The organism is Marinococcus sp. LNSP9103-4, assembly GCF_056034345.1.
Genome location: NZ_JBQLIA010000004.1, coordinates 154,560 through 172,095, shown reverse-complemented (window position 1 = coordinate 172,095; position 17,536 = coordinate 154,560). Strand labels below are relative to the sequence as shown.

Sequence of the window (17,536 nt, the reverse complement as noted above, 5' to 3'; positions counted from 1 at the left end):
ATTGAAAACGATGCAGCACGCCGCTTCTTCCTGTTTTTCTCAAAATTATAGGTTTCCTGCTTCGCAACGGCTTTAATTTTGTTAAAATAATACTACTGCCTAATACGCAGGTATCTATAAATTTAACAAGGTCCTCCGTTTCAACATAGAGGAAGAATGGGGAAAGCAGATGGGCTTCGAGATATTATCCATTTTCTTAGCAATATTATCGATTTTTAATTTATTTTTCGCCTTTGTCATTATCTTTATTGAAAAAAGAAACGCCACCGCCATCTGGGCCTGGATTATGGTGCTGTTTTTTATCCCTTTTCTGGGATTCGTGCTTTATTTAATTTTCGGGCAGAACCTGACTAGAAAACGGCTGTTTGACTGGGCGGATATCGAAAAAATCGGAATTGAAGAGCTGATTCAGGAGCAGATGCATACACTGCGTAATGGCACTTTTCAGTTTTCAGATTCCGTTTCCTCCAAGCACCGGGACCTGATCTATATGCAGCTTGCAAACGACGGGTCGGTGCTTACGAAGGAAAACGATGTCCGGGTGTATACGGACGGCCACGAAAAGTTCGATAATCTGATTAAGGATATCGAGAAGGCTCAGGATCATATTCACCTGCAGTACTACATTCTTCGAAGCGACAACCTCGGACGACGGGTTATCGAAGCACTAAGGAAAAAAGCAGAAGAGGGAGTGGTCGTCCGGCTGCTCTACGATGACATGGGCTCAAGAAAGATGCGTAAAAAAGCACTCCAGGGCCTTGAGGCAGCCGGCGGAGAAGCAGCGGTCTTCTTCCCGAAGCGTTTGCCGATTATTAATTTACGCCTCAATTACCGCAACCACCGGAAAATTGTTGTGATAGACGGAAAAACCTCCTATGTTGGCGGATTTAATATTGGCGATGAATACCTTGGTCTCAGCAAAAAGTTCGGTTACTGGCGGGACACCCACCTGCGTCTGGAAGGGCAGTCTGTCAAAACAGCGCAGACACGGTTCATTCTCGACTGGAACCAGGCTAATTCCAGAAATCCCATCCATTACGAAGAACGTTATTTTCCCACTCTTGCCGAGCCCGGGGAATGCAGCATGCAGATTGTCTCAAGCGGCCCGGACTCCGAATGGGAGCAGATTAAAAATGGATATATAAAAATGATCAATTCCGCCAAGCATTCAGTGTATATCCAGACTCCCTATTTTATTCCGGACGAGAGTCTGATGGATGCCATCCGGATCGCTTCTTTATCGGGGGTCGACGTCCGCATCATGATCCCGAGCATGCCCGATCATCCGTTTGTTTACTGGGCCACGTATTCCCACGTGGGCATTGTTCTTCGTGCCGGCGCCCGTGTTTATATTTACAACAACGGCTTTATTCATGCCAAAACGATTATGGTGGATGATGAAATCAGTTCGGTGGGCACAGCCAATATCGACGTGCGCAGCTTCCGGCTGAACTTCGAAGTGAACGCTTTTATCTACCATGCGGAAACGACGAAACAGCTGACCGATACCTTCTTGTACGATATGAATACGCACTCCTCCGAGCTCACCCTTGAGGCGTACCGGCAGCGCTCGCTCTGGATCCGTATCAAGGAAGCAGTATCCCACCTTCTATCCCCGATTTTATAAACGATGCAAAAATCCGCTGCTTCTCGTTAAGAAGCAGCGGATTTTTTATGTTTTCCACAAACCGGCGAGACTCCGGGCCCAGTTTTCGATGTAACGGGTGCTTTCCTGCATTGCCTGCTCCAGGGAAACGATGCCCGGCACCATACTGAAAGCAGCATCAATACCCGCTTCATACACCTTTTCATAACCATCGCCGAGCTGGCCGGCAACCGCAACGACCGTACTTCCTTGAGGGGATGCTTTCGCTACTCCAACCGGCGTTTTGCCAAATACGGTCTGAGCATCGATTTTTCCTTCGCCGGTAATAACAAGCGACGCCCCGGCACTTCGCTCAGCGAAGCGGCTCTCTTCAAGCACAATGTCTATGCCCGGCTCAAGCGCAGCATTTAAAAAAGCTATCGCACCGGCCCCCAGGCCTCCCGCTGCCCCAGCTCCCTTTTCCTGAAGCACTGATTTATCCAGATCCCGTTCAATTACTTCCCCAAGCACACGCAGCGCTTCGTCCAGCTCCTGAACAGCTTCAGCCCCCGCCCCCTTCTGCGGGCCATAGACAGCACTTGCTCCCTCCGGCCCAGTCAGTGGATTCGTGACATCGCAGGCAGCACGCACGGCTACTTCATGAATTCTCTTGTCGAGCCCGGCCGTATCAATGCGGTCCAGATGCTTGAGTGCCCTCCCGCCGGACCCAAGATCATTTCCATTCCGGTCCAGAAAACGAACGCCCAGTGCAGCAGCCATCCCGGCCCCGCCGTCATTTGTGGCACTGCCGCCAAGCCCTAAAATAATCCGCTCCGCTCCATGGTTGAGCGCTTTCAAAATCATCTGTCCTGTACCGTAGGAGGTAGCCGTCAGCGGATCCCTGCTCTCTTTAGCCACGAGGCCAATTCCTGAAGCTTCGGCCATTTCAATAACAGCTGTGCGGGATTGCTCAATGTAAACAAATTCAGCCTTCACGGTACTTCCGTCCGGCCCGAGCGCCTCCACTGTATGAAGCTCTCCGCCAAGGCCGTCGCGAAGCGACTGCGTGGTTCCTTCACCACCATCGGCCATCGGTATCAGCTCTGTAACAAGACCCTCCGAGTTTCCAATACCCTGGCGGAATCCCCTTTCGATTGCCTGGGCTGCTTCCATGGCTGTCATGCTTTCCTTGAATGAATCCGGTGCGATCACTACTTTCAATTGTTCCTCCTCCTTTACGCTCTACGACTGGTTGGGATAAATAGAAGATGCGTGCTGCTCCAGCATTTTTTCAAACAGCCACTTTTTTTCCGGCAGCGGCAGCATGCAGTCAAAGTTTGTCATATCTTCGTTTTTAAAAAAACCGAGCGTCCCCTGGCAAAAACCGCAATAGGATGTTTGGTGAGTCAGCGGCTGCTCATCCGGGAACCAGTCGTTTGCCGAAGGCACAAATTCGCCGCTCATATTCCAGCCGGTTCCATCGGCTAACTGGACAGAAGCAAGAAGCTTGTACGCTTTCTCACCTTCTTCTCCGTCTGCAGCTGCCATCTGTACGTAGGAATCCGACACCTGAAGCAGGCGGGGAATTTCATTTTCCCGCAGCTCCCGGAAGGACGGGGTCTCCTGTCCTGTCTGACGCAGGTAGTTCATATGCTCCTTATATCTCGATAAATACAAATGGATAGGCTCCAATTCGTCTCCCCCCTTTTTTCAGTATAGCATGCGTGTTCTTTTGACATAATAAAAGAACACCCCGCTCCGCTGCAGCAGCGGCTCTGAGATGTTCTTCTACTGGTTTTCTTCCCGTGAAGATTGTTCACGGTTGGGATACCGGCGGTTAAAGTCTTTAAACACAAAGTATTTCATCATAAAGAAACTCGCCGTGAACGAAGCCAGCATGGCCAGTCCCTTAGCCAGGTTCTGGCGGATCCAAGTCGGTACTCCAAGTGCCTGAAACAAAGCATTAAATCCTAAAAATACAGCGTTATTAATACCGAGACTGATCAGTCCCTGAATAATAAACACTAACCGCTGGCGGGTACTTCCTTTCGCAGAATCCCGAAACGTAATAAACACGTTCCAGATGTAGCTGTTTGTTACCGCCAGCGCGTAAGCGATCGTATTAAAAAGCGTTAAAGTCATCCGCTCTTCACTTGGAAAAAGAAATAGAAGCAGATTCAACGCCCCTATATCGACTACAGCATTCGTTACACCAATCGCACTAAACTGAAGCGCCTGAAGAGGACCACGCCGCTTTTGATTCTTACCCATAGAACCCCTCTGTTCTTGATGAAATCTACGCTTACTGGCGTTCTTCTGAAACTGTGTCACTATCTTCCGCCGATTTTGAAACCTTCACACCGGCTGCTTCTTTGTATAAATCCCGGATCTGCTCTGCTGCCGCTTCCCATCCAAAGGTAGCAACATCTGTAAAGGCCTGGTCGGCCAGACGTTTACGGAGGGTTTCATCTTCGAAACGGCAGACCGTGTTTTTAAAGTCATCTTTCGTATGCGGATCATACAAAAGGCCATTTCGTTCCGAGGTCAGCTGTTCCTTTGTGGGCCCGCTTTCTGCAGCAACAAGAGGCAGGCCGGAGGCCATTGCCTCCATAATCACAAGCCCCAGCGTCTCCGTCGTGGAAGGAAAGACAAAAACATCGGAGGAGGCAAACGTAGAAGCCAGCTCATCTCCATGCATAAAACCTGTAAATACAGTGTCCGTGCCTTCGAAATGCTTTTCAAGCTCCTCGCGGTGTGGACCGTCTCCTACGATGGCCAGACAAAACTTGTCCGATTCTTCGAGGACGTCGCGGATTTTTTCGATCTCCTTTTCAGCTGCGAGCCGTCCTACATAAAGCAGCAGCGTTCTGTCGCTTTTTCCACCGGAAAGCCGCTCCCGCATCTTTCTACTGTGGTGTCTGGGATGGAACTGCTCGGTATCTACTCCCCGTTTCCACAGATGCATGCGTTCAAACCTTTTTTCCTGAAGCTCTGTCTGCACGGTCTGCGAGGTGCAGAGGTTAATGTCCGCTTTATTATGCAGGCGCCGTACATACCACCACATCAGCCATTTCAGCATGCCCAGATTATAGTAGGACATGTACTGGGTCAGATTTGTATGATAGGAGGCAACCAGCGGCACATCCAGCTTGTTCGCATAGTTAACACCCGAATAGCCTACAACCGCGGGGTTTACGACGTGTACGACGTCAGGCCCGAAATCCTGTATATACTTCTTGACTACCCGGTTCGGGAGAGCGAACTTCTTTGAACGATAAAAAGGGAGGGCGCGCGCAGGCACCCCTTTCACTTCTGCTCCATCAAATTCATACACACCCAGATCCGGGGCTACAATCTGTACTTCATGACCATCACGATGCAGCCAGCGTATGCAGGCTGTTAATCGTGTAACAATTCCATCTGTAGAAGGCAGAAAAGTCTCGGTGATGATCATTATCTTCATAGAAGACAACTCCCCGTTTTTATTTCCAGCTCACACTCGGCAGTACGTTTTCTTCGATTACCCGCTCTTTATGTTCAATCACCGCTTTTAGGATGTGGCGGATAACGTCGTCTGTTAAAAAGTGCGGCTCCAGTCCCAAGTCTAAAAGATTGGTGTTTACCGCTTCAAGGAAATGCTCTTCAAGCTCCACCCGCGGATTTTCCAGATGATCCACATCTACGTGGTAGCCTTCTTCTTCAGCTACCTTTTTCACCCGTTCAGCGAGTTCGAGTACAGAAAAGTCTTCAGTGAACTGATTGAATACACGGAACTCTCCAGGCTCAGCCGGCTTTTCTGCTGCAATTTCCACACAGCGCACTGTATCTTCAAGGTTCAGGAAGCCGCGGGTCTGGCCGCCTTTTCCGTAAACTGTCAAGTTACGTCCGATGGCGGACTGGATGATAAAACGGTTCAGCGCTGTTCCAAAAACCCCGTCGTAGTCCAGGCGGTTGGTAAGCACCGGGTCCATGTTGGTTTCATTCGTATCCAGGCCGTAAACGATGCCCTGGTTTAAGTCAGTAGCCCGGATGCCCCATACTTTGCAGGCAAACATAATGTTATGGCTGTCATGTACTTTTGATAAATGATAGAAGGAGCCCGGCTGTTTTGGAAAAGGAAGGCGGTCTTTGCGGCCCTTATGTTCCACTTCCAGGTACCCTTCTTCAATTGGAATATTCGGCGTGCCGTATTCTCCCATCGTACCAAGCTTAATCAGGTGGCACTCCGGAGCCATTTCTTTAATAGCGTAAAGCACGTTCAAATTCCCCACTACGTTGTTCACCTGCGTGTAGACTGCGTGCTCGCGGTCTATCATCGAATAAGGCGCAGAACGCTGTTCAGCAAAGTGAACGAATGCTTCCGGCTTTTCCTGTTCCATCACCTGCTGCAGGAAATCGTAATGCTGAAGATCCCCTTCGTATGTACGTATTTCTTTTCCTGTCAGCTCTTTCCACTTCGCCACCCTGTCTTCAAGGCTTGCAATCGGGGTAATCGAATTGGAATGAAGCTCATCATCAATTTTTCTGCGTACCATACTGTCGATAATTGATACGTCATGACCCTGCTTTGATAAGTAAAGCGCGGTCGGCCAACCACAAAATCCATCTCCACCTGCAACAATAATTTTCACGTCAGTTACCTCCACATCATTTAATACAATCTGATAATTCAAACAAACATAATTCTATGGGTATCTATAAGGTAATTTCTACCTCGTAGAGTGCAAGTTGCCGTCGTATATGTACGTCCGAGTAGAATTCCCATCGAAACAATACCACTCTCCTTATATTAACGCAACTATTTGTCTATATACCACCGTTATTCTATCATACTAACTAATCATTGCAGCTATCACAGCCATAATTCATAAAAATTACATAAAATTTATAGAAAAACAGAAAGGCGGAGGGTGTTTGGGAACCAGCTTGAACGGCTCGTCGGTTTCAGTCGGCTTGAGACGAAGTCGCAAACGATCTGAAATCACGAATGGATTAAGCTGGTAACACCCGCAGCTGGACATAGAAAAGCGGAGGAAGCCTGTTTAGCGGCGCGGGCCCTGGAAGAGCTTTGGATAAAGGGGCTTTTTCCCTTTACCAAAGATCTGAAGGGACACGCCGCCGCTGGCTTCTGGAGCTGGACAGATAGAAAAGCCAAGGAGCCTTGTTCAACCGCGACAGGTACTTCCCAGACGTGCAGGGCAGCCTGCTGCCCAGAACCGGATGGAAAGTAACCCCGAGCGGTTAGGCTCCGCAGCTGGACATAGAAAAGCGGAGGAAGCCTGTTTAGCGGCGCGGGCCCCAAAGCTGAACAAAATCCGGAAAAGATTCACTTGTCAAAAGAGAATTTTTCCGGATCTTCATCCACGGCAATTAGTATATTATGTTCCTTCAGCTGTTCACTCAGATCCCGGGCTTCTTTATCACCGTATCCAAGCTTTATTAATCGTTCATAAATATCGGACGCACCGTTGCGGAAGAACTGTTTCACGAACTCCACCGGACTTTTAACGTCTGCCTCTGTATCACTGACTTTCAATTCTTTTGCAGTCGCTTTTTCCGCCTCCAGAGCCAAAGCATAAATCTGTTCCCTTTGGATGCCCTGCATCTTTAATTTATCTACAGCCTTTTGTGCTTCTTCTACGGTTACAAAAATACGAGCGGTAGGCAATAGTTCCCCCTCCTTGCAAGGAATATTACCACTCCGCCCGTAAAATGAAACAAGGAATATTTATCCTCCAATATATCTCTGGTATAACGATCTTGCTTCTACTTCCCCAGAAACGCCGTGAATGATGGCTCTTCCGTCTTTAAAAAGCACCAGCCGCTTATTTTCAATATTTAACACCAGCAGATGCCGATTCGCTTTGGAGACGTGCTGCTTATGAACGTCCGCCGTCCGCTCGAGCGATACCTGCATGTCTGGAAGAGGCTTCACCTGCACCGCATCTCTGCCGCACAGCGTTTCCGCCTTGCTTCTCCCACTCCATGCGAGCGCGGGATAAGCTGGCGATTCCCCGCAGGAAGGACAATGCTTATCCTGCAGCGAGTTCACATGAATGGAAGAGCTTTCGTTCGACCATACATCAAACGACCACAGTGTCCCGCGGAGCTGATCAAAGGAATGGGTAAGCAGCTTCATCGCTTCGGTCACCTGAGTGGCGCTTACGAATTGAACAGCCGGAGCTATAATTCCCACCGTATCACACGTTTCTCCTTCCATCGCAATGCCCTTCATCAGGCAGCGCAGGCACGGCCCTTGCCCCGGCCTTACGGTATAGCTCAGTCCGTAGGCGCCCACACAGGCTCCGTAAATCCACGGAATCCGGTGCTTCAACGCTGTATCATTAATCATCAGCCGTGTCTCCATATTATCGAGTCCGTCAATAATAAGGTCTGCAGGCATACAATTTTCGAGCAGGGCCGGATCTGCTTCTCCCACAATGATTTCAATAGAAGCATCACTCTGAATATCAAGCAGTCGTTTTTTCGCCGCCTCTGCTTTTGGCGTATAGGTCGCTGCGTCCGCTTCCGTATAAAGCTGCTGACGCTGAAGATTGCTTTCCTCCACATAGTCACGGTCAATCAACGTTAATTTTCCGATCCCCGCGCGTATGAGAGTTTCGGCTGTTAAACTCCCGAGAGCTCCGGCACCTACTACTATGACGTGGGCCTCCTGCAGCCTTTTCTGTCCCCTTCGGCCGATTCCGTGAAATAACCGCTGCCGGGAAAAACGTTCTTCCGTATTCAAATACTGAGGCCTCCTAAAGGGCTGCTCGCCTGGGCGTAGAATTTTTTATCTATGCGCCCTGCTTCTGCGCCAAGCGCTCCGGCCCTCACTGCCAATTTCATCGCTTCTGCCATTTTTACAGGATCGCCCGCGCCCGAAACGGCCGTATTCAGCAGGACACCATCAGCGCCGAGCTCCATAGCATAAGCAGCATCCTTCGGACTCCCAATACCTGCATCTACAATCACCGGGACTTCCGCCTGTTCAATAATGTGGGACAGGTTGTATGGGTTAATGATCCCAAGCCCCGTGCCTATAGGGGAGGCTCCCGGCATCACTGCATGAACCCCAAGCTCCTGAAGCTTTCTGGCGAGCACAACGTCATCGGACGTATAGGCAAGGACAGTAAACCCTTCGTTCAGCAGCTGTTCTGAGGCCCGGAGCGTTTCCACCGGATCCGGCAGAAGCGTTTTATCGCAGCCGATCACTTCTACTTTAATCATGTCACACATGTTGGCCGCCTCTGCCAGCTTCGCAGTGCGCACAGCTCCTTCAGCTGTTTTGGCCCCGGCTGTATTTGGCAGCAGCCGGTACTTTGAGACGTCCATCTGTTCAAATGGATCAGGCTGGCTGCTGTCAAACAGGTTCATTCTGCGAACGGCAAAGGTCAGTACCTCTGTTTCCGATGCTTCTACAGCCTGCAGCTGCGTCCTGGCGTCTTTATATTTCCCGGTGCCGAGAAATAAATTCGATTCAAACGTCATATTGCCGATACTAAGCATTTGTTCATCCGCCTCCTACAAAATGAGTGATTTCGATTCTATCCCCGTCCATTAAACCTTCCTGCTGGTGAAATTCTTCAATTACAATAGTGCCGTTGCGCTCCACCACTGTTTTTTTGTGGGCGATCTGAAGCTCTTCAAGTAAATCGGCTACCGTGGTACTGTTCTCAATATTCTGTAATTGACCATTAAGCGTGATCTGCATGAATAATTCCTCCCTTTCGTATTTGAGGATCTACGGCAAACAGGTGCTTCCAGTCCTCGCGAACGCTTTTCCCCTCGATCCGGTCAGCCATCCAGCTTCCGCTCAGTGCTGAAAGCAAAATACCGTTTCTGTAATGTCCGGTCATTACCCACAAACCCCGTTCGGTCTGTCCCATATATGGCAGCCCGTCTCCTGTCTGCGGCCGGACACCGCTCCAAAGCCTTTCAACATTCGCATGCTTCAGCCCCGGCACTAAATGCACAGCTGCTTTCATCAGCTCCTGTACCGAAGCTACAGTGACCCCTGTACTCGAGTCACCGGGTTTTTCTGAAGCGCCTATAAAGATTTCCCCGTCCTTTTTCGGAACAATATACACCTGCGGAGTGTGGAGGGTGTGTCTCAAATTCTCCCGGGGCATGCGTATGGACAAACACTCCCCTTTCACCGGATAGAGGGTGAACTCCTTCTCATCCAACAGCTCCGCCCCGGCACTTCCCCCGGTAAAAACAACTTCTTCCGCTTCAACAACTCCTTCACTTGTTTTCGCACCGTAAACGCGGCCGTCAGCTTCCAAAAGACGATCCACTGAAGTATTTTCCCGTACCATTGTCCCGCGGGCCTTTGCTGCTTTGGCAAGAGCCATTGTCCATTCATAGGCACGAAGCTGGCCGTCTTTTGGAATGGACCAGGCGCCCCGGATATTTTCGGAAAGCGCCGGCTCCCTGCGCAGTGCTTCATATGGCGAAAGCCACTCCGAGCCGTAGCTGCTTCCTGCAGCGCGCTGGTATTTTTTTTCGCCCGCCTTATCCCATACAGGCTTCAGCATTCCGTTGTTCACGTAGGAAACGTCCATTCCGCTAAGCGCTTCCACTTCAGGGACCAGTTCTTTAAACAGCTCCCGGCTTTCCAGGGCGAATTCCTGAAAAAGGCCAGGCCCCTCCCATTCAGACTGGGCTCCGAGCATACCGGCAGCCGCTTTTGATGCTCCGGAAGCGATGGTTTCTTTTTCGATGACCATCACACGACGCCCCCGTTTGCTTAACTGATACGCAAGCGAGCATCCCTGTACCCCTGCGCCCACAATAAGAACTTCTGTATCAGCCTTCATTGTCATCACTCCTTAACCGGATTCTGAGCTCTTCGGCTGCTTTCCCGGGTTCTGCCGCATCATAAAAATATGCAATGGCTGCCACCCCGGACGCTCCGCAGTTTATACCTTCTGCTGCCTTGTCAGCATCAATTCCTCCGATGGCAATCACGGGGATGCGGACGCTTTCCGCCACAGCTTTCAACGCCCGGACTCCGCGCGGCGGCTTTCCAGGTTTACTGTCTGAGGCAAACACATGACCAAAATACAGCCATGATGCTCCCTCCTGTTCACTTCTTTTCGCTGCCTCTATAGAGTGTATCGACTGCCCCCAGCTTACAGATGCCGGATAGATTGCACGACGCTCCGGCAGGTGGGTACCGGCCAGCCCATATGCAGCAGCAAGCTCCGGTTCATCATTTATGATCAGCTGCGCGGGGGCGGTTCCTTCTTTTAATGCCAGCTCGACGGCCCTTTCCTTTTCACGCTTTGTCCATTCAGGCGCACGTATATGCACGTAATCGACGATTCCTGTGAGCTCCCTCGTTTTTTCGCTCCACGCCCCCACTGTTATATCCGGCGGCGATACCGCATGTATACATGGCTTCGGTTTGTAATCCATAAAAAAGCCTCCTTCCAGAAGGAAGGAGGCTGCCTGTTAAAAGGTTCAACATGGCTGCTTCCCTCCGCTGGCTCTCCAGATCAGGTTCAAAGGGTTCCGGATAGTTCTCCGGTCTCAGCCTCAGCAGGCACCCCCAGCAAATATAATATTTTCCACAAAAAACCCCGCTTTCATTTAGAAAGCGGGGGAGATAGTCGTATTGGCATCTCTTCCCCACTTCCCTCCGCTGGTATAATCCAGATCAGGTTCAAAGGGATCAGCTTTACGCTGTCTCAGCCAACAGGCACCCCTAGTGGTTAATATTATTTATATCATAACGCGGTACTCTTCTTCCGTCAATTCGATGCGGAATTTTATGCCTGGAAAATCGACAGCACCACCCACAGGGAAGGAACGCTTAAAATAGTCGTCACCAGTGTAATACTCGAAACAAGCTGGGGGTTGGAATCAAATTGTACAGAAATCATTGCCATGGTTGCTGCACTCGGCATCGCTGTTGAAACAACCAGCACGGTCGTTAACGTGTCGCTGGTCTGCAGCAGCAGGGCAATTACGTAAGCGAGAGCCGGCGCGAATACAAGCCGTAAAAACGTACCTGCACTAACAAGCTTCCAATCCATGCTTTTGACGGATATGCGTGCAAGCTGCATCCCCAGGATAATCATAACCACCGGTATTGCAGCGCTCGCGAGCATATCGAGGGCTTCATAATAGGTCGCTCCGACCGGTATCCCGGTCAGCTGGAAGACAATACCGGCGAGCAGTGCATAAAATACCGGCATCCGCAGTACCGTCCGGAACGCGTCAGCCGCATCCATATTGGCACTGTTTGCGATATAGACGCCTACAGTATTCATCAGCATCGTCTGAATGACCATAAAAACGATAGAGTAGGCAAAGGCTGTATCACCAAACGCAAAAGCAATTAACGGAGCACCGTAATTGCCCGCATTCATAAACACGGTAGAGAGCATCATGCCGGTTTCGTTAGCTTTCGGCCATTTACGCACGTAGGACACTAATTTGATCAGCCCGGTCATAACCGCTAAAAATACCAGGGAAAACAGAGCCATCGAAAGCATATCGCTGTTCAGCTCTCTTTCATAGAATGTCCGGAAAACAAGCGCAGGCGTCAATACATAAAGAGCGACAGCCGACACCGGCCGAATATCCACTGCCTGTCTTTTCTGCAGCAAATAGCCAATCGTAAATATTAAAATGATTGGGATCAATACATTGATCAGCACACCCATGCGGAGCCCTTCCTTCTTTCCTCAAATTTAATGCCTCTTAACGCTGGCCGCTTTTTCTCAGTAATCGTGCTGGAGCATCTGCTTTAAAATACGTTTTTCTTTACGTGATACAAGAATATACAAATAATCACCGGCCTGGATTATTGTCTCACCAACCGGAGTGACCAGTTCATCGTCCCGAACAATCGCGCTGATCAGCGCAGATGCGGGAAATTCAATGCTTTGGAGCGTCTGTCCGACAATCGGCGTCGCTTCATTCGTTTGAAATTCCATAATTTCTGCGTTCGCTTTTCCGAGTGACACCAGCTCCAGGGAATGAGTTGGCGCTTCGCGGAGCGGACCGGATAAGTGAAGCCATTTCGCTAATGGAGCGATGGTCGCCCCCTGGATCAGCGCAGACGTCAGCACGATAAAGAAGACGACATTAAAAATTTGGCTGCCCGACTCCACACCAGCAACAATCGGGTATGTAGCCAAAATAATCGGCACCGCCCCGCGCAGACCTGCCCAGGATAAAAATATATTCTGCTTTGGTTTATAGCCGAAAAAGGAAGTCGACAAAAATGTGGCAAGGGGCCGTGCCACAAACATTAAAACTGCCGACAAAGCGAGCCCCATGGTGATGTTTGACCAGGTCAAAATATCTCTTGGGAAAGCAAGCAATCCCAGGATGATAAACATGCTTATTTGGGACATCCACGCCATGCCCTCGTTGAACCGGTAAATCGGCTGGCGGTAAATCAAATCGGAGTTACCTATTAAAAGCGCTGCTACATATACTGCCAAAAACCCGCTTGCGCTCATGCTTGAGGTCACACTGTAGGTTAACAGCGCGAAAGCGATCGCAAACAGAGGATAGAGTCCACTAGAATCCAGGTTAATACGGTTAATGGTCCATGAGGCTGCCCATCCGAACAACCCGCCCATCGCAAGACCGGCGCCCATCTGCCAGAAAAATGCACCGGATAGCAGCCAGACGTTTGGCGAATCTGCCAATATTAATTCAATAAAGAAGAGCGTTAAAAACACCGCCATTGGGTCGTTACTCCCCGATTCCGCTTCGAGGGTGGACCCCATTTTTTTATCAATGCTCCGTCCCTTCAAAGCGGCAAAGACGGCAGCGGCGTCTGTCGAACCGACTGTAGCTCCGAGAAGCATCGCTTCGAGCCAGGTCAGATCAAGCAGCTGCTTTGCCACCAGCCCCATTAGGGCAGCCGTAAACAGAACGCCAAACGTGGCGAGCGTTACGGAAGGCCCCACCACCGGTCTAATATCGCGCCACCTTGTCTGGGTGCCCCCTTCAAATAAAATAATGATCAGGGCTATAATTCCGACGGTCTGGGCAAGCTGGACATTTTCGAACTCAATAATGCCAAAACCATCATTTCCCATCAGCATACCTAGAATAATAAACAAAATAAGTGAGGGCACGCCGAGCCGTGTCGAAAATTTCGTTACGATGACACCTAAAATAAGCAGAAGTGCCCCTAATAATATAAATGAATCCACATTCGCGTTCCCTTCAAACAATGCCCGCTTCCTCCTTTCACCTGCCGCAGTTGTACCCCTGGCTTCTTTATGTATTACTTGCATGATACATGTAATTTTCGTTTAAAAAATAATGGTATTCAGGCCATCTGGTCTATCCCTTCTATACCCAAAAATGCCCGCATATAAAAAAGCATGCTGTTTTGCAGCATGCTCTTTGTATTACCCAATCACATCGTAGCCGATGGACAGGATAATTGCGAATAAAATGATCCATATAATCCAGAACATAGCGTGTTTTCTCCCTGCCCGCCGACGCACAAACATCATTTCCATTACCCCGATAAATATAAGGGCCAACACACCTTTAATAATGGAAAGGAGCGGGAAGCCATACAGCGCCACCATACCTGCGCCAGAAAGAATCATGATAACCACGAACAGCCGCTCAATCATCATTGTTACTTTTTGTTTTGGGAAAAGGTAGCTGATCAAAAAGAAAATGATCAAAAACGCCCATGAACCGGAATGTGCTTCGTATAAAATACTTTGAAGATCCATATGTTTTCCTCCTTTCAGTCTTTATTAAGTTTCTACTCCAAATGTTTCACCTGATTGTAACTATAATCAAAATAAAGCCTGCGCTCAAGCCGTAGCAATTTTTGTTTTTGAACGTTTTATGGCGCTATCAGCTTTAGACCTACAACCGAAGCAAGGATCACCGCAATACTTATAAGCCTGCCCGTATTTGCAGGCTCTTTATACCAAAGCATCCCGAACAGTGCGCTCCCTGCTGCCCCTATACCCGTCCAGACAGCGTACGCAGTGCCCATCGGGAGAGTCTGCATCGCCAGCGAAAGGAGAAAAAAGCTTGCTCCAAACCCGGCAGCAATCATGAACAGCGGCCAGATGACCCGTTTTTGAATCCATTCGTTAATCATAGAAACACCAATCATCTCAAAAATACCTGCACCGATCAAATACAGCCATGTCATCACTGTCCACTGCTCCCTTCATTTACTCTTGCCCGGCCGGAAGCTGTATGCAGCCCGGCAATTCCGGCAATCAGCATGAAAATAAAGACCAGCTTGATCCATGCGAACGGCTGTCCGAAAAAGATCATATCAAGGACCGTCGTTCCGATCGTCCCAATGCCGACAAAGGCCACATACGATGTGCCTACCGGAAGATGCTCGCCTGCCCGAATTAAAAAGAGAAAGCTCAGTACGATAGCTACTAGTGTTCCTGCCCATTCCCATCCGGCCGATGCATGCTTCAAACCGATGACCCAGAGAATTTCAAATGCTGCTGCCACAGCGACGTTAATCCATCCCATTACAGCCCCTCCTTGCCGGCGCTTGCTTAATTATTTCCCGGAAATATTCATTTCAGCTTTCAGCCGCGAAAAAACCCGGGAAGTCTTCGCAGCGAAGATCTCCCGGGTTTTTATCCCTCCGTGGCGCAAACTATTTGTTTGCGGGTTTTCTCTCGGACCAGACCGGCTCTGCCGCGGAACCCTAGAAAACATTCTGCCCCTCAGTATATCAAATTTCGGGATATTGTCTACGAGGAGGCATTGTCTTTAGATGGAAACACAAATTCCACACCATTTTCTTTTCGTTTTAATTTGGCGTCAAACGGCTTTTTTCCTTTAAACCCTTTGATCACCTGCGTTTCTCCTTTTTCACACAGCTTTTTAACCTGAGCCTGAGTAATTTTTTTCTTCAGTAACGTTTTTGGCACGGTGAATTTACAGCCGTTGGCATACTCACTGCAGCCGTAGAAGGACTTCCGCTCCATCAGCTGTCCCTTTTGGCATACGGGACAGAGAGCGATTGGCTCTGCGCGCTGCGGCTGTTTTTTAGACGTGGCTACCTGCTCCGGATTTGTCTGCATATTCGTTATGCCGGCAGGCGCTTCTTCGACCAGTTTTTTCGTAAAAGCCTCTGTCTGCTTTAAAAAAGCTTCCTTATCCGCTTCCCCGCTTCCGATCTGCTTTAAAAAAGCTTCCCACTTCGCGGTCAGCAGCGGCTTGGACAAAAGTGTTCCTTCTACTACTTCGCACAGCGCCCGCCCTTTAGCGGTCACTTCCACAATGTTCTTTTGAATCCGGATATATTCCTGCTTTTGCAGTGTTTGAATAATGGTACTGCGCGTCGCTTCGGTCCCGAGACCCTCCGTTTCCTGCAGTACTTTTTTGGATGTTTCATCATCCTCGATCCATTTGCCGCAGGACTTCATCATGTTGATCAGCTGTCCTTCGGTATAAGGCTTGGGCGGCTGGGTTTCCTTTTCAGCTGCCTGGACATACGCCTCCACCTGCTCTCCCCTGGTTAATGGAGGGAGGGTGTTGTCCTCCTGGTCTTTCTTCTTTTTTGGTCCCGGAAAGAGCTCCTTCCAGCCCAGCTGCTTGTCCACCCGGCCCTTGCTTTCAAAAATAAGTCCCTGGACGTCGGTTTCAACAGTTGTTTCTTCATACATATAGTTGCGGTGAAATATAGCGAGCACGCTGTTCATAACTTCTTTGTACACCTGCTGCTGGGCCCGGTTCAGCTTTTCAAACTGCGTCTGGCTCAGCACTTTTTTGGTCGGAATGATCGCATGGTGCTCCTGGACTTTGCTGCCGTCTACAAACCGCTTCGAAGGCGTAGTGGACGCCGGTTCAAAGGAGACGTTCATGCACTCCTGCATCCGGGACAGGTTCCCCTTCAAGTAGTTAAATTCCCCTGACGTGATATGGCGGGTATCCGTTCTCGGATAGGAAACAGCTTTTAATGGTTCATCGTACAGGCTCTGTACCGTTTTAAGCACGGCCGACGGACTCATTTTATACTTTTTGTTCATCGTCGTCTGCAGGCTCGACAGCGAATGAAGAAGCGGGGGCTTTTCCTGCTTCTCCTCTTTTTTTATGCTGCTGATCGTGCCTTCGGTATCCTTTTTCAATCCATGCTCCTTCCAGATACGGAGCACCTCTTCCTTCGAGCCGAAGCGCTTTTTATACTTTCCTTTATACTCCCCCGCTTCCGCACGGAAGGTTCCTTCAAGCTCCCAGTAAGGCTCGGGCTCAAATGCCTCAATTTCCTTCTGCCGGTCGTAAATAAGCTTGAGTGTTGGCGTCTGGACTCTGCCGACACTGAACACTTCATTGATGCCCTTCTGCTTTAACAGCAGCGTATACAGACGGCTCGCGTTCATGCCGACAATCCAGTCGGAAAATTGGCGGGCCCGCGCCTCCTCATAAAGAGGGAGATAGTCTGCTCCCTCCCGCAGCTGCTCAAACCCTTTATACACTTCATCCTTTTCCAGACTGTTGATCCAAAGGCGCCGGGTCGGTTTATGGGAGGTTTTCGTATAGTCGATGACGCTTCGCGCAATGTTTTCACCCTCCCGGTCGCAGTCGGTCGCAATAATAATGCTGTCGGCCTCCTGAAGCATCTGCTTGACGATCTTCAGCTGCTTGAACGCCCGCGGGTTAGGCTTAAAGCGAAAATGGGCGGGAAGCATCGGGAGAGTGTCGAGCGACCATTTTTTCCAGGAAGATTCGTAATCGGCCGGAGCGCGGAGCTCGAGCAGATGGCCAAACCCCCAGGTAAGCACTGCCCCGTCCGGAAACAGACTGCACGGCTTCAGCCTCATATATCCGTCTTTTTTCTCCTGTATTTGAAACGCGGCCGCATAGGCTTTTGCCTGGGACGGCTTCTCCGCTAAGATCACTGGCATAAAGAAATTCCTCTCTTCGCTGATTTCTTTGAATTCAAGAACATTTGTTCTTTAATTATAATGAATC

The 17,536-nt window shown here is 49.6% G+C and carries 18 protein-coding genes and 3 riboswitches; of the genes, 1 reads left to right on the top strand and 17 read right to left on the bottom strand.

Annotated elements, in window-relative coordinates; all coding sequences use genetic code 11:
• Window positions 1–169: 169 nt before the first annotated feature.
• The gene (gene cls, locus ACTRXG_RS04670; protein ID WP_474261445.1) at window positions 170–1,627 is read left to right on the top strand and encodes a cardiolipin synthase; all 1,458 of its coding nucleotides are present in this window, start codon (window positions 170–172) and stop codon (window positions 1,625–1,627) included.
• A gap of 45 nt (window positions 1,628–1,672) precedes the next feature.
• On the opposite strand, the gene ACTRXG_RS04665 is transcribed toward cls, so the two are convergent.
• The 17 genes from ACTRXG_RS04665 to ACTRXG_RS04585 all read right to left on the bottom strand — a co-directional run bounded on the left by ACTRXG_RS04665 (window position 1,673) and on the right by ACTRXG_RS04585 (window position 17,469).
• Window positions 1,673–2,797, bottom strand: coding sequence for a glycerate kinase family protein (locus ACTRXG_RS04665; RefSeq protein WP_474284215.1), 1,125 nt, complete (start codon window positions 2,795–2,797; stop codon window positions 1,673–1,675).
• A gap of 30 nt (window positions 2,798–2,827) precedes the next feature.
• Window positions 2,828–3,277 (bottom strand): hypothetical protein, encoded by a 450-nt coding sequence (locus ACTRXG_RS04660; protein ID WP_474261447.1) that lies wholly within the window; start codon window positions 3,275–3,277, stop codon window positions 2,828–2,830.
• Between the two features lie 96 nt (window positions 3,278–3,373).
• Entirely contained in the window at window positions 3,374–3,856 is a 483-nt protein-coding gene (locus tag ACTRXG_RS04655) for a GtrA family protein (RefSeq protein WP_474261449.1), read from the bottom strand.
• A gap of 31 nt (window positions 3,857–3,887) precedes the next feature.
• Complete coding sequence (locus ACTRXG_RS04650; RefSeq protein ID WP_474284181.1) at window positions 3,888–5,048, bottom strand: glycosyltransferase family 4 protein; 1,161 nt, start codon at window positions 5,046–5,048, stop codon at window positions 3,888–3,890.
• 19 nt (window positions 5,049–5,067) lie between these two features.
• A complete protein-coding gene (locus tag ACTRXG_RS04645) occupies window positions 5,068–6,216 on the bottom strand; it encodes an NAD-dependent epimerase/dehydratase family protein (protein WP_474282150.1) in 1,149 nt (382 codons plus the stop codon).
• Between the two features lie 695 nt (window positions 6,217–6,911).
• Window positions 6,912–7,253, bottom strand: a complete 342-nt coding sequence (locus ACTRXG_RS04640) for a general stress protein (RefSeq protein ID WP_474284180.1) — start codon at window positions 7,251–7,253, stop codon at window positions 6,912–6,914.
• A 60-nt stretch (window positions 7,254–7,313) separates the two neighbouring features.
• Complete coding sequence (locus ACTRXG_RS04635) at window positions 7,314–8,333, bottom strand: ThiF family adenylyltransferase (protein WP_474284179.1); 1,020 nt, start codon at window positions 8,331–8,333, stop codon at window positions 7,314–7,316.
• Window positions 8,330–9,094, bottom strand: a complete 765-nt coding sequence (locus ACTRXG_RS04630) for a thiazole synthase (RefSeq protein WP_474284178.1) — start codon at window positions 9,092–9,094, stop codon at window positions 8,330–8,332. The genes ACTRXG_RS04635 and ACTRXG_RS04630 overlap by 4 nt, the downstream gene beginning before the upstream one ends.
• 4 nt (window positions 9,095–9,098) lie before the next feature.
• The gene (thiS, locus tag ACTRXG_RS04625) at window positions 9,099–9,299 is read right to left on the bottom strand and encodes a sulfur carrier protein ThiS (protein WP_474284177.1); all 201 of its coding nucleotides are present in this window, start codon (window positions 9,297–9,299) and stop codon (window positions 9,099–9,101) included.
• Complete coding sequence (gene thiO, locus ACTRXG_RS04620; RefSeq protein ID WP_474284176.1) at window positions 9,283–10,407, bottom strand: glycine oxidase ThiO; 1,125 nt, start codon at window positions 10,405–10,407, stop codon at window positions 9,283–9,285. The genes thiS and thiO overlap by 17 nt, the downstream gene beginning before the upstream one ends.
• Window positions 10,397–11,008 (bottom strand): thiamine phosphate synthase, encoded by a 612-nt coding sequence (locus tag ACTRXG_RS04615; RefSeq protein ID WP_474284175.1) that lies wholly within the window; start codon window positions 11,006–11,008, stop codon window positions 10,397–10,399. Before ACTRXG_RS04615 ends, thiO begins: the two co-directional genes overlap by 11 nt.
• Before the next feature lie 42 nt (window positions 11,009–11,050).
• Window positions 11,051–11,153: riboswitch (TPP riboswitch) on the bottom strand.
• A gap of 56 nt (window positions 11,154–11,209) precedes the next feature.
• A riboswitch (TPP riboswitch) is annotated at window positions 11,210–11,309 on the bottom strand.
• Window positions 11,310–11,361: 52 nt separating this feature from the next.
• Window positions 11,362–12,261, bottom strand: a complete 900-nt coding sequence (locus ACTRXG_RS04610; RefSeq protein ID WP_474261457.1) for an AEC family transporter — start codon at window positions 12,259–12,261, stop codon at window positions 11,362–11,364.
• A gap of 57 nt (window positions 12,262–12,318) precedes the next feature.
• The gene (locus ACTRXG_RS04605; protein WP_474284174.1) at window positions 12,319–13,791 is read right to left on the bottom strand and encodes a potassium/proton antiporter; all 1,473 of its coding nucleotides are present in this window, start codon (window positions 13,789–13,791) and stop codon (window positions 12,319–12,321) included.
• Between the two features lie 180 nt (window positions 13,792–13,971).
• On the bottom strand, window positions 13,972–14,310 hold the full coding sequence (locus tag ACTRXG_RS04600) for a DUF1516 family protein (protein WP_022792537.1): 339 nt from the start codon (window positions 14,308–14,310) through the stop codon (window positions 13,972–13,974).
• 116 nt (window positions 14,311–14,426) lie between these two features.
• Window positions 14,427–14,744: a DMT family transporter gene (locus tag ACTRXG_RS04595; RefSeq protein WP_322527083.1), complete on the bottom strand. Its 318-nt coding sequence runs from the start codon at window positions 14,742–14,744 to the stop codon at window positions 14,427–14,429.
• A complete protein-coding gene (locus tag ACTRXG_RS04590; RefSeq protein ID WP_474284173.1) occupies window positions 14,744–15,085 on the bottom strand; it encodes a DMT family transporter in 342 nt (113 codons plus the stop codon). The genes ACTRXG_RS04595 and ACTRXG_RS04590 overlap by 1 nt, the downstream gene beginning before the upstream one ends.
• Window positions 15,086–15,182: 97 nt before the next feature.
• A riboswitch (guanidine-I (ykkC/yxkD leader) is annotated at window positions 15,183–15,281 on the bottom strand.
• 31 nt (window positions 15,282–15,312) lie between these two features.
• Complete coding sequence (locus ACTRXG_RS04585) at window positions 15,313–17,469, bottom strand: type IA DNA topoisomerase (protein WP_474284172.1); 2,157 nt, start codon at window positions 17,467–17,469, stop codon at window positions 15,313–15,315.
• Window positions 17,470–17,536 lie beyond the last annotated feature (67 nt).

Excerpts from the sequence above, each read along its gene's own strand:
- thiO (WP_474284176.1), bottom strand. The coding sequence starts at position 10,407 with ATGAAGGCTGATACAGAAGTTCTTATTGTGGGCGCAGGGGTACAGGGA.
- ACTRXG_RS04590 (WP_474284173.1), bottom strand. The coding sequence starts at position 15,085 with ATGGGATGGATTAACGTCGCTGTGGCAGCAGCATTTGAAATTCTCTGG.
- ACTRXG_RS04615 (WP_474284175.1), bottom strand. The coding sequence starts at position 11,008 with ATGGATTACAAACCGAAGCCATGTATACATGCGGTATCGCCGCCGGAT.
- thiS (WP_474284177.1), bottom strand. The coding sequence starts at position 9,299 with ATGCAGATCACGCTTAATGGTCAATTACAGAATATTGAGAACAGTACC.
- ACTRXG_RS04585 (WP_474284172.1), bottom strand. The coding sequence starts at position 17,469 with ATGCCAGTGATCTTAGCGGAGAAGCCGTCCCAGGCAAAAGCCTATGCG.
- ACTRXG_RS04595 (WP_322527083.1), bottom strand. The coding sequence starts at position 14,744 with ATGACATGGCTGTATTTGATCGGTGCAGGTATTTTTGAGATGATTGGT.
- ACTRXG_RS04655 (WP_474261449.1), bottom strand. The coding sequence starts at position 3,856 with ATGGGTAAGAATCAAAAGCGGCGTGGTCCTCTTCAGGCGCTTCAGTTT.
- ACTRXG_RS04600 (WP_022792537.1), bottom strand. The coding sequence starts at position 14,310 with ATGGATCTTCAAAGTATTTTATACGAAGCACATTCCGGTTCATGGGCG.
- ACTRXG_RS04610 (WP_474261457.1), bottom strand. The coding sequence starts at position 12,261 with ATGGGTGTGCTGATCAATGTATTGATCCCAATCATTTTAATATTTACG.
- cls (WP_474261445.1), top strand. The coding sequence starts at position 170 with ATGGGCTTCGAGATATTATCCATTTTCTTAGCAATATTATCGATTTTT.
- ACTRXG_RS04630 (WP_474284178.1), bottom strand. The coding sequence starts at position 9,094 with ATGCTTAGTATCGGCAATATGACGTTTGAATCGAATTTATTTCTCGGC.
- ACTRXG_RS04650 (WP_474284181.1), bottom strand. The coding sequence starts at position 5,048 with ATGAAGATAATGATCATCACCGAGACTTTTCTGCCTTCTACAGATGGA.